This is a genomic window from Campylobacter avium LMG 24591 (genome assembly GCF_002238335.1).
Classification (GTDB): Bacteria; Campylobacterota; Campylobacteria; order Campylobacterales; family Campylobacteraceae; genus Campylobacter_D; species Campylobacter_D avium.
Map to the genome: position 1 here is coordinate 1 of NZ_CP022347.1, position 13,586 is coordinate 13,586.

The following is a 13,586-nucleotide window of genomic DNA, read 5'->3' on the forward strand; positions in this document are numbered from 1 at the left end:
ATGGACGCAAGAGAACTGCTAAGCGCTTTTAAAGAAAAGGTTTCAAAGAGTGAATTTGACACCTTTATAAGCAATTTAAGCTTAGATGACAAGCTTACAAAGCCTGATTATATAGTTTTTAATGCTCCAAATGACTTAATAGCCAAATTCATACAAACCAGATACGCAAACAAAATCTCAGAACACTACGAAATTCTAAGCGGAAACAAGGCCAAAGTATATATTCATGGCAAAAATAAAAAAAAATCCAAACAAATACCCGTTCAAAACACTATAAATTTAGTTCAAGGCGATATTTTAATACCTGATTTTACCTTTGATAGCTTTGTTGTAGGCCCTTCGAACGAATACGCTTACAGCGTGTGCAAAGCCGTTAGCAACAAAAAAAATTTAGGCAAGCTTTATAATCCTATCTTCATATATGGGCCAACAGGACTTGGCAAAACGCATCTTATGCAAGCTGTGGGTAATGCCTGTGCTGAATTTGGCAAAAAGATAGTAAATGTAGTTAGCACTAGATTTGCAAACGACTTTGTGTATCACTTAGAAAATAATATCTTGGCTAAATTCAGGGAAAAATACACAAGCTGCGATGTTTTGCTCATAGATGATGTGCAATTTCTTGGTAAAACAGATAGAATACAAGATGAGTTTTTTTCTATATTTAACGAAATCAAAAGTAAGGCAGGTCAAATAATCGTAACAAGCGATAATCCGCCAAATATGCTAAGAGGCATTACAGATAGGCTAAAATCGCGTTTTGCAAATGGTATAATAGCTGATATAACCCAGCCCGAGCTTGACACTAAAAAAGCTATAATTAGAAAAAAATGCGAAATGAATGATATAAGATTAAATGATGATATAATCTTTTACATAGCAAGTTCCATGGGTGATAATATAAGAGAAATAGAAGGTATGATAACAAATATAAATGCTTATTCTAAGATCATGGGCATTGAGATAAATTTAGAAATAGTAAAAATGATAATGAAAGATCACATAAAAGAAACTAAGGAAAATATTTCTTTAGATGATATATTTGAAGTGATTTGCAAGGAATTTAACGTAAAAAGTGCGGATGTGAAATCAAACAAAAAAACAAGTAATATAGTGAAAATAAAAAGGATTATAATCTTTCTAGCAAGGGAGCTTACGACTGTTTCCACTCCTCAGCTTGCTAGGGTATTTAGTATGAAAGATCACACATCAATTTCACATAACATAAAAAAGATAAGAGAAGAAATAGAAAAAGATAATGAATTACAAGCTAGAATAAACGAACTTAAAAACAAAATTTTGATAAAAAGAAGGAATGAAAGTGAAATTATGTGAAAAAAATAAAAATAATTTCACATAAAAAGAAACCAAGTTGTAATATTTTGCTTTGAAATTTCACATTTTCACTAGCACTTATTATTAGTACTGAATTTAAAATAAAATAAAGGAGAAAAAATGAAACTAAGCATAAACAAAAATAATCTTGAATCAGCACTCACGCTTTGTAACGCATATGTTGAAAAAAAAGACATATCAGCTATAAATTCTCACTTTTTGCTAGAAGCAAGTGATGATAAATTAACCATAAAAGCAACTGATTATGAAATAGGATTAACTTATAAGATAAAAAAATTAAACATTGAAAGACAAGGTTTTGCAACTGTTAATGCAAAAAACATCATGGATATGATAAAGAATTTAAGTAATGAAGATTTGGTTTTAGAAACTATAGATAATTCTTTATTTATCAGACAAAAAAATACAAAATACAAGCTTTCGATGTTTAATTACGAGGATTTTCCTAGATTTCCTAGCATAGAAAATAAAAACAAACTTGATTTAGACTCAAGCGACTTAAGCAGAGGTCTTAAAAAAATCTTTCCAGCAATAGACACTCAAAATGCGAAATATTCTTTAAATGGTGCCTTAATAGACATAAAACAAGACAGGATAAATTTCGTAGGCTCTGATACAAAAAGACTTGCTGTATTTACGCTGAACAAACAAAATGATAAAGAGCTAGAACTAAGCATTCCAAAAAAAGCTATAGCTGAAATGCAAAAATTATTTTACGAAAAGATAGAACTATTTTATGATGAAAACATACTCATAGCAAAAAATGAAAATTTCGAGTTTTACACAAAACTTATAAACGATAAATTCCCAGACTATGAAAAGGTTATACCAAAAACTATAAATATAAATTTAACTTTAAACGTGGAGGATTTTTTAAGCAGGCTTAAGGTAATTAAGGTTGTTTCTAACAAAATAAGGGTGAGTTTTGCTAAAAATAAAATAGTTTTTGAAGGAAGCGGGGATAATAACGAAGCTAAAACCGAGCTTGACACGGAGCTTAATATAAATGAAAACTTTTCTTTGATAATTCAAGTAGACCAATTTATGGATTTCTTAAATTCCATAGAAACAGAGGAATTTGAACTTAAGATAAATGAACCAAATTTATCTTTCATAATTTCATCACAAGAATTACAAACTATAATAATACCTACGATTTTATAAAGGGATAATTTTATGCAAGAGAACAACAAAAACTACGGCGAAAGTAATATAAAAGTTCTAAAAGGCCTAGAAGCAGTTAGAAAAAGACCGGGGATGTATATTGGTGATACTAATATAAGCGGTCTTCATCATATGATTTACGAAGTAGTTGATAACTCCATAGATGAGTCGATGGCAGGATACTGCGATAACATAGAAATAGAACTCACAGATGAGGGAAGCTGTATAGTAAGGGATAACGGTAGAGGAATTCCTGTTGGAATTCACCCAACTGAGGGCATACCTACCTTAACTGTTGTTTTAACCGTACTTCACGCCGGAGGAAAATTTGACAAAGATACTTACAAGGTTTCTGGAGGGCTTCACGGTGTGGGTGTTTCTGTTGTAAATGCACTTTCAACCAAATTAATAGCAACTGTTAAAAGAGACGGAAACATTTATAGACAAGAATTTGAAAAAGGCAAGGCTGTAAGTGAGCTTGAAGTAATAGGAAAAACCGAGGAAAGAGGCACTATAATAGAATTTTGGCCTGATGATAGTATTTTTGAAATAACTAAATTTGATTATGAAATTTTGGCTAAAAGATTTAAAGAACTAGCGTATCTAAACCCAAAAATAAGCATAAAATTCAAAGATAACAGGATAGCTAAAGAGGAGCTTTTCCATTTTGACGGCGGAATAGCGCAGTTTGTGGAGGACATAAACAAAAACAAACAAGCTCTTACAAAGGTGATTTATTTTTCCAAGCATGAAGATGATGTAGAAGTTGATATAGCCTTGCTTTACAACGAAACTTATAGCGAAAATTTGCTTTCTTTTGTTAATAATATCAAAACCCCGGATGGAGGAACTCATGAGGCTGGTTTTAGAATGGCCTTAACGAGGGTTATAACAAACTACATAGATGCAAATGCAAATTCAAGGGAAAAAGATAGCAAGATAGTTGGCGATGATATAAGAGAGGGGCTCATCGCAATAGTAAGCGTGAAGGTTCCTGAGCCGCAGTTTGAGGGACAAACTAAGGGAAAACTTGGCTCATCTTATGTAAAACCGATAGTTTCAAAAGTAAGTTATGAATATTTAAGTAAATACTTTGAAGAAAATCCAAACGAAGCCAAGGCCATAATGAATAAGGCCTTAATGGCAGCAAGAGGTAGAGAAGCTGCAAAAAGGGCAAGAGAGCTTACTAGGAAAAAAGATAGCTTAAGCGTTGGAACCTTGCCTGGAAAGTTAGCGGACTGTCAAAGTAAAAATCCAAGTGAAAGCGAAATTTATCTAGTTGAAGGTGACTCAGCAGGTGGTTCTGCGAAGCAAGGCAGGGAAAGGAGCTTTCAAGCCATCTTGCCACTTAGGGGTAAAATTTTAAATGTTGAAAAGGCAAGATTAGAAAAGATTTTAAAATCAGAGCAAATTCAAAACATGATAACAGCTTTTGGCTGCGGCATAAGCGAGGATTTTGACATAGAAAAATTAAGATACCATAAAATCATCATAATGACGGATGCTGATGTTGACGGCTCTCACATACAGACATTGTTATTAACCTTTTTCTTCCGCTTCATGAAAGAACTTGTTGTAAATGGTCATATCTATCTAGCCCAGCCCCCGCTTTACAGATATAAAAAGGGTCAAAAAAGAGAAATTTACCTAAAAGATGAAAGGGCTTTGAATGATTATTTGATAGAAACCGGCATTGAAAGCTCAAATTACGAGGGCATAGGGCTTAACGACTTAAAAGACTTTTTAAAGATAGTGTCTGCTTACAGGACGGTTTTAAAAGAACTTGAAAATAGGTTTAATGTCATTTCTGTTATTAGATACTTGATAGAAAATGAGGATTTGTTAAAACTTTCTAACGAGGATTTGTTTGAAAAGATAAAGATTTTTCTTGAAAAAGACGGGCATAATATCTTAAATTCATACATAAATGAAAATGAACTTCGCTTGTTTATACAGACAAATAACGGACTTGAGGAGCTCTTGATAAATGATGATTTGTTCTCAAATGCACTTTTTGAGGAAGGAATTTACATATATAAAAAGATTAAAGAAAGAGAGTTAAATTTCAACAAAGACATCTTAGAAATTCTAGATGAGGTTGAAAAAAATGCCAGAAAAGGTGCTTATATACAAAGATACAAGGGGCTTGGTGAGATGAACCCTGAACAACTTTGGGAAACTACAATGGACCCTAGCAATCGTCGCTTGCTTAAAATCACCATAGAAGATGCTATCCGTGCAAATGATACCTTTAATCTTTTCATGGGAGATGAGGTAGAACCAAGACGCGAGTACATACAAGCACACGCAAAAGACGTCAAACACTTAGATGTATAAATTTATAAGGCTAAGCCTTATGAATTTATGGCAGACAGGAAGGGATTCGAACCCTCGATAGCTTTCACTATACACGCGTTCCAGGCGTGCTCCTTAAACCGCTCGGACACCTGTCTAAAAGATGAATTATAACAAAAAATGTAAAATATTTTTCTTTATTTATCAGTTTTAGTAAACATTTAAACAAAAATATTGTATAATTAAGCTTTTGCTAAGTCAGGGTAGCTCAGCTGGTTAGAGCGCTGGTCTCATAAGCCGGAGGTCGGGAGTTCAAGTCTCCCCCTTGATACCAAATTTTACTCAACTTTATAAATTAAATTCCACTAAATTTCTTGCTATCCTTAAAAATCTCATGTGATATTTAAGTATTTTTGTTATCCTTTTAGAAAGAGGTTTAGCATGAATGATGAATTTTATATGAATTTAGCCATAGATGAGGCTTGGAAATATCAGTTTTTAACATATCCAAATCCAGCGGTTGGCTGCGTGATTTTAGATAAAAATAAACAAATTTTAAGCATACAAGCACATAAAAAAGCCGGTTTAGCACACGCTGAACTAGAGGCTATAAAAGAGGCTTTAAAAAAGTTAAATCCAAATTTAGATATACCAGATGAGCCAAATAAAGCACATGAGTTTATACTTAAAAATCATTCAAATTTATTAAAAGACGGCATTGCTTATGTGAGCCTTGAGCCTTGTTCTCATCAAGGCAAAACCCCGCCTTGTGTGGAGCTTTTCACAGGTCTTAAATTTAAAAAGGTTTTTATAGCCGCTTTGGATAATACCAAGGCAGGCGGTGGCTTTGAGATACTGAAAAACAAAGGCATAAGCAAACATAGCACTTTGTGCGAGGAAAGGGCAAAGGATTTGCTAAAGCCTTTTTACAAATGGCAAAGAGGAGAGGCTTTTAAGCTTTTTAAATTAGCCCTAAGCTTGAATGGTTCGGCCTTGGGCAAGGATATTTCTAGCAAGGAAAGTAGAATTTATGCGCATAAAATTCGCTCTGTAATTGATCTTTTAGTTATAGGCGGCAGAACCATGAGAATGGATAGACCTATACTTGATGCAAGGCTTGTTGATGGAAAGGCGCCAAATTTGTGTATCCTAAGCCACAAGAGTTTAGAAAGTTTCGATAAAAACATATCTGCTTTTTGCATAAAGGGAAGAAATTATTATGACCACATCCCAAAAGATACCAAATTTATGATGTTTGAGGGCGGGGAGAATTTTTTAAAAAGCTTTAAAAATGATATGGATGCTTTTTTAATCTTTTCAAATTCTAGATTTACAGCAGAAAAGTCCCTTTCTTTAGACTTAAATTTTAAGGCTATTTACAGGGGAGAATTAGGCGGTGATTCTTATGGCATTTATGAACTTCAAAAATAGCTTTTTAAGAGCTAGGATTGAAAACTGCTCTGAAAAAAGAGGCGTAAAATACTCAAATTACGAGCTTAGTTTAGATAAAGAAAAACTAACTTATATAAGCCTAAAACCTAAGTTATTAAATTTAGGCGATGAGCTGGCCTTGTTTAGAAAAGAAAATAAGATAGTGCTTTTTAGAAATTTAAGCAAAAACCTTAATAATTTCAAGGAAGCAAGGATAAAATCCTCTCTTTTATTGTTTATATCCCTTTGCGCATTTTTATGCTTTTTGTTCTTATTTTTTTATAACAATTTTTTGGAAATAGACCTATTTTTCTTGTGTATTTTCTCACTTTTTCTAGTCCTTTTTATCATAAATCACATAGTGCTTTTAAAACAGATAAAAAGGCTAGAAAGGCTTTAATCAGCCTGTTTTTTATTTGCTAAGATATTTAGAATTTCAACAGCTAAAGAAAATACCATAGCAGTGTAGATATAGGCCTTGCTGATGTGTATATCAAGGCTTTCACAAACTAAAACAACACCAACCATTATCAAAAAGGACAGCGCTAGAATTTTGATACTAGGATATGTTTCTACAAAGTCTGCTATCGGTTTGGAAGCAAAGAGCATAACACAAACTGCTATTATCACGGCTAAGACCATGATTTCTAAATTCTGTGCAATCCCAACGGCTGTTATAACGCTATCTAATGAAAAAACTATGTCTAGTAGGATTATTTGCGCGATTATTACCCAAAATTTGCTTGAGCCAGAGCTGTGGTGTTCCTCTCCGTGAGCTTGTTTTAACTGCTCTACTATCTCCATAATAGGCTTTATAATGAGAAATAAACCTCCAAAAAATAACACCAAATCCCTGCCAGAAATTTCCATAGGCAAGAGTGCTAAAGCCTTAGAGCCGTTTTCGACTATGCCCGGAACATATATGTTAAAAAGCGGGGCCGTGAGTTTCATTATCAAAAATAAAGAAAAGAGCAGTGCAATCCTCGCAAACATCGCCAAGAAAAGACCTAAATATCTAGCTCTGTCTCGGTATTTAGGCTCAAGTTTATTTACTAATATAGCAAGCAAGATGATATTATCTATACCAAGCACTATTTCAAGCGCGCTAAGAGTAAGTAAAGTAAGCCAAGCATCTATACTAAATAACCATTCAAACATTCTTATCCTTATTTATGAAAAGCAAGATTATAGCTAATTTTTCTTACTCATCAAAGAATTTAATTATGCTTTGAGGCAAGAGCTCGTGTTCAAGGGCGTGAATTTTAGCCTCAAAATCCTCGTACTTCATATTATCATCTTTTTCAAAGGCTTTTTGAGCGATGATTTTACCTCCATCAAGCTCCTCATTTACTAGATGAACGCTAACTCCAGCTACTTTCATATCGCTTTCAAAGCTTTCTTTTATGGCATTTGCTCCCTTAAAAAGCGGCAAAAGTGAGGGGTGTAAATTTATGGCTTTTATATTTTTGGTAAAAACAGGGCTTAAAATTCGCATAAATCCTGCTAAAACCGCTAAATCAGCCCCGCTTTTTTGAATTTCCTTTACTAAAGCCCTATCAAAATCCTCCCTGCTTTCATAGTTTTTATGCTCTATAAGCACAGTTTGAAGTCCAAATTTCAAAGCTCTTTGTATGCCGTAAGCTTCTTTTTTATTGCACAAGCACAGCACGACTTCAAAGCTATTTTTTCCAAAGCTTTTTTTGTGAAGTTTTTCTAAGATATTTTCTAGATTGCTCCCATTTCCACTAAAAAGCACGGCAAGTTTTACAAGCATTTAAGTCCTTTTATGAGTTTTAACGCATCAAAGCTATTTTTGTTAAATTTGTATTTTCTAGCAACTAAAGCGTGCGCTAGGACGGCATTTTTCGCAGCTTTTAAGGGCTTAAATTTAAACATTAAAGCAGCTATCATACCGGCTAAGACATCGCCACTTCCGCCCTTTGCCAGAGCCTCGTTTCCTAAATTTATCACAAAGAGCTTATCTTTTTGTGTGATTATGCTGTTTGCTCCTTTTAAGACGAGCACGCACTCATAATGCTTAGCAAAGTTTCTTGCATAAAAGAAACGTTTTTTAAAAAGCTCATCTAGGCTTAAATCCTCATCAAAACAAAGCTTATAAAGCCTTGTAAATTCCTTTGGATGAGGTGTTATGACAACATCACTTCTGTTTAAATGAGGCAGTATATCCTTACTTAAAAAGCACTCTGCATCAAGCACCAAGGGCTTTTTAAAGGCTAATTCATCTTTTAAGAAGCTAAGATCTTTAAGCCCCATACCAGCACAAAGCACTGAGGCTCTTTCATCTAGGACTTCTTTACACATTATAAGCGGCGAAAAGCTCTCTTTGCCTAGCAAGGACACCAGCCCTGCTCCAAAATTTAAGGCTGCCATTGCAGCTAGCGAGCCAGCACTTTTACTACCCAAGACAAAGATATGCCCGTAATCGCCCTTGTTTGATACTTTTTTTCTTTTTATAAGCCTTAAATCCTTTTTCTCAAGCAAAAAGCTAGAGGCCTTTTCGTTAAAATACCTTGTCCTTAAGCCAAGTTTTGCTACTTTTAGCCTTCCTACCTTTTCTTTTGCAAAGTCTTCAAGTAAGCTTTCTTTTAAACTTCCCATACAAAGCGTTATATCAGCCCTAAAACAAGGCTTAAAGCCTAAATTTGTAGGCATATCACAGGCTATTTTTAAAGCCTTGCTTTTATTTACTTTTTTTAGAATTTCAGCCGTTTTTTCATCCACTTTTCTATTTAAGCCTGTGCCAAAAATGCAGTCTATTATGATGTGAAAATCATTAAAATTTGGTTCTTTTTCTAAAAACTTAAAACCATAGTTTTTTAAAATTTGCTCTTGTTTTTTAAAATTCTCATTTTCTTTAAAAGCTAGTTTAAAGCCGTAGCTATTTTTTAGCTGTCTAAGTGCTACAAGCCCATCAGCTGCGTTATTTCCCCCACCAAGTAAGAATAAAATTTTAGCTCTTTTGCCATTTTTTTGCCCTAGTTTTTTTGCCTCTTTTTTTACTAGTCTTGCTAAGCTTGCACCGGCATTTTCCATAAGCATTAGCTCATCAAGCCCCTTTTGAATGGCTTTTAAATCAAGTTCTTTTGAGTTTTTACAAAGTGCTTTCATTTTTCATACTCTAGAGCGATTTGCTTGTTTGTTTTTGCACCAAGTTCTTTTAGCTTTTCAAATTTCAAGCTTAAATTTCCTCTGCCGCTTATGAGCTTATTTTCCATTTTTTCTATATTATTTTCAACCGCATTTATGCTAGCTTTTAGCCTCTTAAAATCATCCGTAAAAGACACAAATTTATCATAAAAGGAACCAAGCTCATCAAAGGCTTTTAGGATGTTTTCGTTGCTTTGTATGTGCTTCCAAGAAATATTTATGGTGTTTAGCGCCATAAAAAGCGTGTGCGGGCTTGTTAGATAAATTTTTTTATTATAAGCGTACTGATAGATGTTTGGCATGGCTTCTAGGGCTAAATCAAGTATGTTTTGATAAGGTATAAAAAGCAAGATAAAATCATAAGTGTAGGCATTGTATTTGTAATACGGCTTTTTACTAAGCTCATCTATCCTGTCTTTTAAGTTTTTTGCCAAATTCATGCACAATTCTTCATTGCTATCATCTAGGGCAAAGTCGCTAGGCAGAGAGAATTTAGCGTCAATTACTATATTTTTTTCTCTATCCAAAAAGACCACAGCATCAAGGAAGTAATTATTCCCACCTTCTTTTAAATTCACCTGGGTTTTATACTGCTCATCCTCTTTTAAGCCGCTTGAATTTAGCAAGGATTTTAGCTGAAGTTCGGCGAAATTTCCCCTGATTTTTTTATCGCCTTTTAAAATTTTGGCTAATTTATTTGCCTCATCTCCTATTTTTTGACTATACTCAAACATGTATTTTATGCTGTTTTCTAGCTTGTTTTCATTGATTAGCAGTCTTTCGTTGTAAGCTTTTATCTTTTCATTTATGGGCTTAAAAATTTCATTTAAAATCTTTTTTGAGCCCTCATTTAGTAGATTATAATTTTTGCTTAAAAGCTGCGAGCTTTGCTGTTCGTATTCTTTTTTTAGCTCCTCTTCCTCTTTTTTTAAGGCCTTTATCAAGGCTAATTGCTCGTTTTTAAATTCTTCTTTATTTTTTAGCAAAAGTTCTTGGCTTTCTTTGAGGCTTTTTTTAAGGAGCAAATTTTCAGCCTTTAAAACCCTAGCCCTTATGAAATAAAAATTTAGCAAAGCAAAACATAAAACTATAATGGCGGCGTATATGTATTCATTCATGCTTTTATCCTAAAAGAAAGTGCGTTTAGTATGTGTGTTTTTTCTATGAGTTCGCTATTTTGTATGTCAGCACAGCTTCGTGCGACCTTTAAAGTTTTATTAATGGAACGTTGCGACAGCTTAAACCTACTTATGCCTTGCTCCAAGGTATCTACGGCTTCTTTGCTTAGTATGCAAAATTCTTTTATCTCCTCATCTTTTAGCTTGGCATTAAATTCCTTTTGCCCCCTTTTTCTTTGAAAAATAAAAGCATTTAGAACAATTTGTGAGAGCTCTTTTGATGAAAAACTAGGCTTATCATCCTTGCTTATCTCCTCCATTGCTACATATAAATCTATCCTATCAAGTATGGGTTGGGAAATTCTTTGCTTATAGCGTTTTATGTCAAGTTCGTTGCAACGACAGAGCAAATCTTTTGAGAATAAATTTCCGCAAGGGCAAGGATTTTGCGCTGCCACAAAGATGAATTTCGTATCATAAAGCACCTTGGAATTTACCCTTGAAACTAGAATTTGATTATCCTCTAAGGGCTCTCTTAAGCTTTCTATAACGGTTTTGCTAAAATGTGGGAATTCATCAAAAAACAGCACCCCGCCGTTTGCCAAAGCTACCTCGCCTATCTTAGCTGATTTCGTGCCACCACCAAAGATACTAGCCTTGGTGCTTGTGTGATGAGGATTTCTAAAGGCTCTCACGCTAGAAAACTCGCAGTCCTTTGAATTCAAAGACTTATAAGCACTCGCGCTTAAAATTTCATCCAAACTTTGCGGAGGCATTATATAAACAAGCCTTTTAGCGCACATGCTTTTGCCACTTCCAGCACTCCCTTCAAAAAGGATATTGTGCATGCCAAGAGCGGCTATTAAGCAGGCTTGTTTTGCTTTTTCTTGTCCTTTTACATCTTTAAAATCATAAGGAAAATTTGAATTTGGCACAAAAAGTTCGTTATTGATAAGCAAAGGATTTTCAAAAAGCGGGTGAGTGCTTGAAACCCTGAATTTATCGTAATTTTTCGTGCTAAGTAGCTCGTAAGCTTCATCTATATTATCAACCGCGAAAAATTCTATGTTTGGTATCATGCAAGCCTTTTGTGCTAGAGCTTTTGGTATGATAGTTTTTATATTTTTTTTTCTATGCGATAAAAACAAAAGCAAAGAAAAAAGCTCGTTGGTATCTTTTACGCTTCCATCAAGTCCAAGCTCTCCAAAGGCAAAAAATTCATCAAAGTCGATTTTTTGAAGCAGTATTAATAATGCTATTGCCAAATCAAAATGTGAGCCTTGTTTTGGGATACCGGAAGGGCTTAAATTTATGGTGATTTTTTGTGCTGGAAAGGAGAAATTTTTGTTGATTAAAGTGGCTTTTATCCTCTCTGTGCTTTCTTTGATAGCGGTATTTGCAAGTCCTACTATGCTAAAGCCGGGCAAACCCCTTGTAAAAGTGCTTTCTACATCGATAACGCAAAATTCATCTAGCAGGTTAGCACATTTTAGCTTTTTCATTTTGCTTTCTTGCTATTTTTTTGTGTTTTTCTAAATTCCTTGTCAAATTTTTGTCTTTTTAAGTAAGAAAGTCTTTCTATGAATAATTTGCCATTCAAATGGTCAAATTCATGCTGCAAAATAACTGCTAAAAAGTCGCTTGCCTCAAGCTCTTTGTATTTGCCGTGTCTATCTTGGTATTTTACATATACATTTTTGTTTCTTTGCACTTCCTCGTAAAAGCCCGGTATGCTAAGACAGCCTTCGGTAAAAAGTATCTTTTCATCGTTTATGAATTCTAGCTCGGGGTTGATGATTTCTAGCAAGGTTTCTTTTGTTTGCTCATCTTGTTCATTGGGCGGATTTGCTAAAAAAATTCTTAGTGGCACATCCACTTGAATCGCAGCTAGTCCAACGCCTTGCCCTTGTATCATAGTTTCATACATATTATCAAGCAAGGTATGCAAGCTGCTGTCGAAATTCTCAACCTCTTTTGAAGGCAAAAACAAATGTTTGTTTGGATAAGTGATTATATCTAAGCTCAAGATTTATCCTAATCTATAATAGCAAAAGGCTCTTGGTCCTTGCCTGTCTTAGACAAAGACTTTATCATTTTTTGTAAGAATTTATCCACCACAATATCATCTTTTATCACAGCCAAAGCAGCCTCTAAATTCATGTCTATTTCCACTCCGTCTATGAAGAAATTTGTGTTGTAAATGGCATCTATTAGGTTTTCAGTCTTTTTTTGCGCATTTTGCATATTTGTATGTCTTAGCAAGATAGCAAAAATTCCATCTCCATAGTAGGCTACTATATCGCTGTTATCTACATTTTTATTTAAGGTTTTTACTATATTTTTTTGCAAGATTACCTTATCTTTTTGCTTGGATATTTTATTTATCAAATCATCTTTTATCTTTAGCATTATGATGGAGTTTTGGTAGTTGTATTTCGCGTAGCCATCCTTGCACTTTTCTATCAAATCCAAAAGAGATTTTTTGCTATAGGCTTCGTAAACAGTGTCAAAATCGCTTTTTTCTTCTATTTGCTTGTAATGAGTTAGGACATTTTCAAAATGCTCTTTTATATCAGAGGAATACTTTTTAAGGACAGCTTCAAACCTTTGTAAGTTGTTTTGTAAGCTAGAAACAAGCTCTTTTAAAGATAAATCATAAGACTTAACAGACAAATCATCCGCAGCCTTTTGCAAGACATCTTCCATAACTTCGACATTCTTATAAACCATGGCCACATCTTGCATTAGCAAGGAAAGATCGCCAAAGCCTTTTTTGACAGCCTTTTCTATGAAAACTTGTTTGCTATCCTCCACATCCTCGAAATTCATCATCTCGCTTATTTTTTTTCTAAATGTCATGGTGCTTTGTTCGTGTAAGGCTTTGATAAAGTAGATTTTGTAGTTTTCAGGTATTGGCGGGACATTGTCTTTGATTAGCTGTTCTAGGACTGATTTTGAAAATTTTTCTAGCTCCCCGCCGCTTATTTTTTGAATTTTATGGCTATCGCCACCAAAGCCACCTTTGCCAAAATCTGATAAAAAATCATTTTCCAT

At 34.1% G+C, this 13,586-nt stretch carries 12 protein-coding genes and 2 tRNA genes; 6 read left to right on the forward strand and 8 right to left on the reverse strand.

From position 1 onward, the window contains the following. From dnaA to gyrB, 3 genes are all read left to right on the forward strand, one after another. On the forward strand, window positions 1-1,335 hold the full coding sequence (gene dnaA, locus CAV_RS00005; protein ID WP_094324464.1) for a chromosomal replication initiator protein DnaA: 1,335 nt from the start codon (window positions 1-3) through the stop codon (window positions 1,333-1,335). 120 nt (window positions 1,336-1,455) lie between these two features. Next, complete coding sequence (dnaN, locus tag CAV_RS00010) at window positions 1,456-2,520, forward strand: DNA polymerase III subunit beta (RefSeq protein WP_094324465.1); 1,065 nt, start codon at window positions 1,456-1,458, stop codon at window positions 2,518-2,520. A gap of 12 nt (window positions 2,521-2,532) precedes the next feature. Beyond that, window positions 2,533-4,857, forward strand: a complete 2,325-nt coding sequence (gene gyrB, locus CAV_RS00015; protein WP_094324466.1) for a DNA topoisomerase (ATP-hydrolyzing) subunit B — start codon at window positions 2,533-2,535, stop codon at window positions 4,855-4,857. Window positions 4,858-4,885: 28 nt separating this feature from the next. Here gyrB and CAV_RS00020 read toward each other — a convergent pair. Next, window positions 4,886-4,973: transfer RNA gene (locus tag CAV_RS00020), tRNA-Ser, on the reverse strand. Between the two features lie 99 nt (window positions 4,974-5,072). Between CAV_RS00020 and CAV_RS00025 the strand changes: the two genes are divergently transcribed. The 3 genes from CAV_RS00025 (at window position 5,073) to CAV_RS00035 (ending at window position 6,646) form a co-directional block, all read left to right on the forward strand. Beyond that, window positions 5,073-5,149, forward strand: a tRNA-Met gene (locus CAV_RS00025). Window positions 5,150-5,256: 107 nt separating this feature from the next. Next, window positions 5,257-6,246, forward strand: a complete 990-nt coding sequence (ribD, locus tag CAV_RS00030) for a bifunctional diaminohydroxyphosphoribosylaminopyrimidine deaminase/5-amino-6-(5-phosphoribosylamino)uracil reductase RibD (RefSeq protein ID WP_094324467.1) — start codon at window positions 5,257-5,259, stop codon at window positions 6,244-6,246. Further along, window positions 6,230-6,646, forward strand: a complete 417-nt coding sequence (locus CAV_RS00035) for a hypothetical protein (protein WP_094752774.1) — start codon at window positions 6,230-6,232, stop codon at window positions 6,644-6,646. The genes ribD and CAV_RS00035 overlap by 17 nt, the downstream gene beginning before the upstream one ends. Here CAV_RS00035 and CAV_RS00040 read toward each other — a convergent pair. Genes CAV_RS00040 through CAV_RS00070 form a run of 7 tightly spaced genes read right to left on the reverse strand, consistent with a single transcriptional unit; the run spans window position 6,643 to window position 13,586 of the window. After that, window positions 6,643-7,404 (reverse strand): TerC family protein, encoded by a 762-nt coding sequence (locus CAV_RS00040; RefSeq protein ID WP_094324469.1) that lies wholly within the window; start codon window positions 7,402-7,404, stop codon window positions 6,643-6,645. The two genes, CAV_RS00035 and CAV_RS00040, sit on opposite strands and share 4 nt — an antisense overlap. 43 nt (window positions 7,405-7,447) lie before the next feature. Beyond that, window positions 7,448-8,020, reverse strand: coding sequence for a phosphoribosylglycinamide formyltransferase (purN, locus tag CAV_RS00045; protein WP_094324470.1), 573 nt, complete (start codon window positions 8,018-8,020; stop codon window positions 7,448-7,450). Next, window positions 8,011-9,375, reverse strand: coding sequence for an NAD(P)H-hydrate dehydratase (locus CAV_RS00050; RefSeq protein ID WP_094324471.1), 1,365 nt, complete (start codon window positions 9,373-9,375; stop codon window positions 8,011-8,013). Before CAV_RS00050 ends, purN begins: the two co-directional genes overlap by 10 nt. Beyond that, window positions 9,372-10,532: a DNA recombination protein RmuC gene (locus CAV_RS00055; protein WP_094324472.1), complete on the reverse strand. Its 1,161-nt coding sequence runs from the start codon at window positions 10,530-10,532 to the stop codon at window positions 9,372-9,374. The genes CAV_RS00050 and CAV_RS00055 overlap by 4 nt, the downstream gene beginning before the upstream one ends. Then, a complete protein-coding gene (locus CAV_RS00060) occupies window positions 10,529-12,034 on the reverse strand; it encodes a YifB family Mg chelatase-like AAA ATPase (RefSeq protein ID WP_094324473.1) in 1,506 nt (501 codons plus the stop codon). The genes CAV_RS00055 and CAV_RS00060 overlap by 4 nt, the downstream gene beginning before the upstream one ends. Next, a complete protein-coding gene (def, locus tag CAV_RS00065) occupies window positions 12,031-12,558 on the reverse strand; it encodes a peptide deformylase (RefSeq protein ID WP_094324474.1) in 528 nt (175 codons plus the stop codon). The genes CAV_RS00060 and def overlap by 4 nt, the downstream gene beginning before the upstream one ends. Window positions 12,559-12,566: 8 nt before the next feature. Then, entirely contained in the window at window positions 12,567-13,586 is a 1,020-nt protein-coding gene (locus tag CAV_RS00070) for a GGDEF domain-containing protein (RefSeq protein ID WP_094324475.1), read from the reverse strand.

What these genes read in the sequence shown, in the direction of transcription:
- dnaA (WP_094324464.1), top strand. Translation starts at nt 1, where the DNA reads ATGGACGCAAGAGAACTGCTAAGCGCTTTTAAAGAAAAGGTTTCAAAG.
- dnaN (WP_094324465.1), top strand. Translation starts at nt 1,456, where the DNA reads ATGAAACTAAGCATAAACAAAAATAATCTTGAATCAGCACTCACGCTT.
- gyrB (WP_094324466.1), top strand. Translation starts at nt 2,533, where the DNA reads ATGCAAGAGAACAACAAAAACTACGGCGAAAGTAATATAAAAGTTCTA.
- ribD (WP_094324467.1), top strand. Translation starts at nt 5,257, where the DNA reads ATGAATGATGAATTTTATATGAATTTAGCCATAGATGAGGCTTGGAAA.
- CAV_RS00035 (WP_094752774.1), top strand. Translation starts at nt 6,230, where the DNA reads ATGAACTTCAAAAATAGCTTTTTAAGAGCTAGGATTGAAAACTGCTCT.
- CAV_RS00040 (WP_094324469.1), bottom strand. Translation starts at nt 7,404, where the DNA reads ATGTTTGAATGGTTATTTAGTATAGATGCTTGGCTTACTTTACTTACT.
- purN (WP_094324470.1), bottom strand. Translation starts at nt 8,020, where the DNA reads ATGCTTGTAAAACTTGCCGTGCTTTTTAGTGGAAATGGGAGCAATCTA.
- CAV_RS00050 (WP_094324471.1), bottom strand. Translation starts at nt 9,375, where the DNA reads ATGAAAGCACTTTGTAAAAACTCAAAAGAACTTGATTTAAAAGCCATT.
- CAV_RS00055 (WP_094324472.1), bottom strand. Translation starts at nt 10,532, where the DNA reads ATGAATGAATACATATACGCCGCCATTATAGTTTTATGTTTTGCTTTG.
- CAV_RS00060 (WP_094324473.1), bottom strand. Translation starts at nt 12,034, where the DNA reads ATGAAAAAGCTAAAATGTGCTAACCTGCTAGATGAATTTTGCGTTATC.
- CAV_RS00070 (WP_094324475.1), bottom strand. Translation starts at nt 13,586, where the DNA reads ATGGAAAATGATTTTTTATCAGATTTTGGCAAAGGTGGCTTTGGTGGC.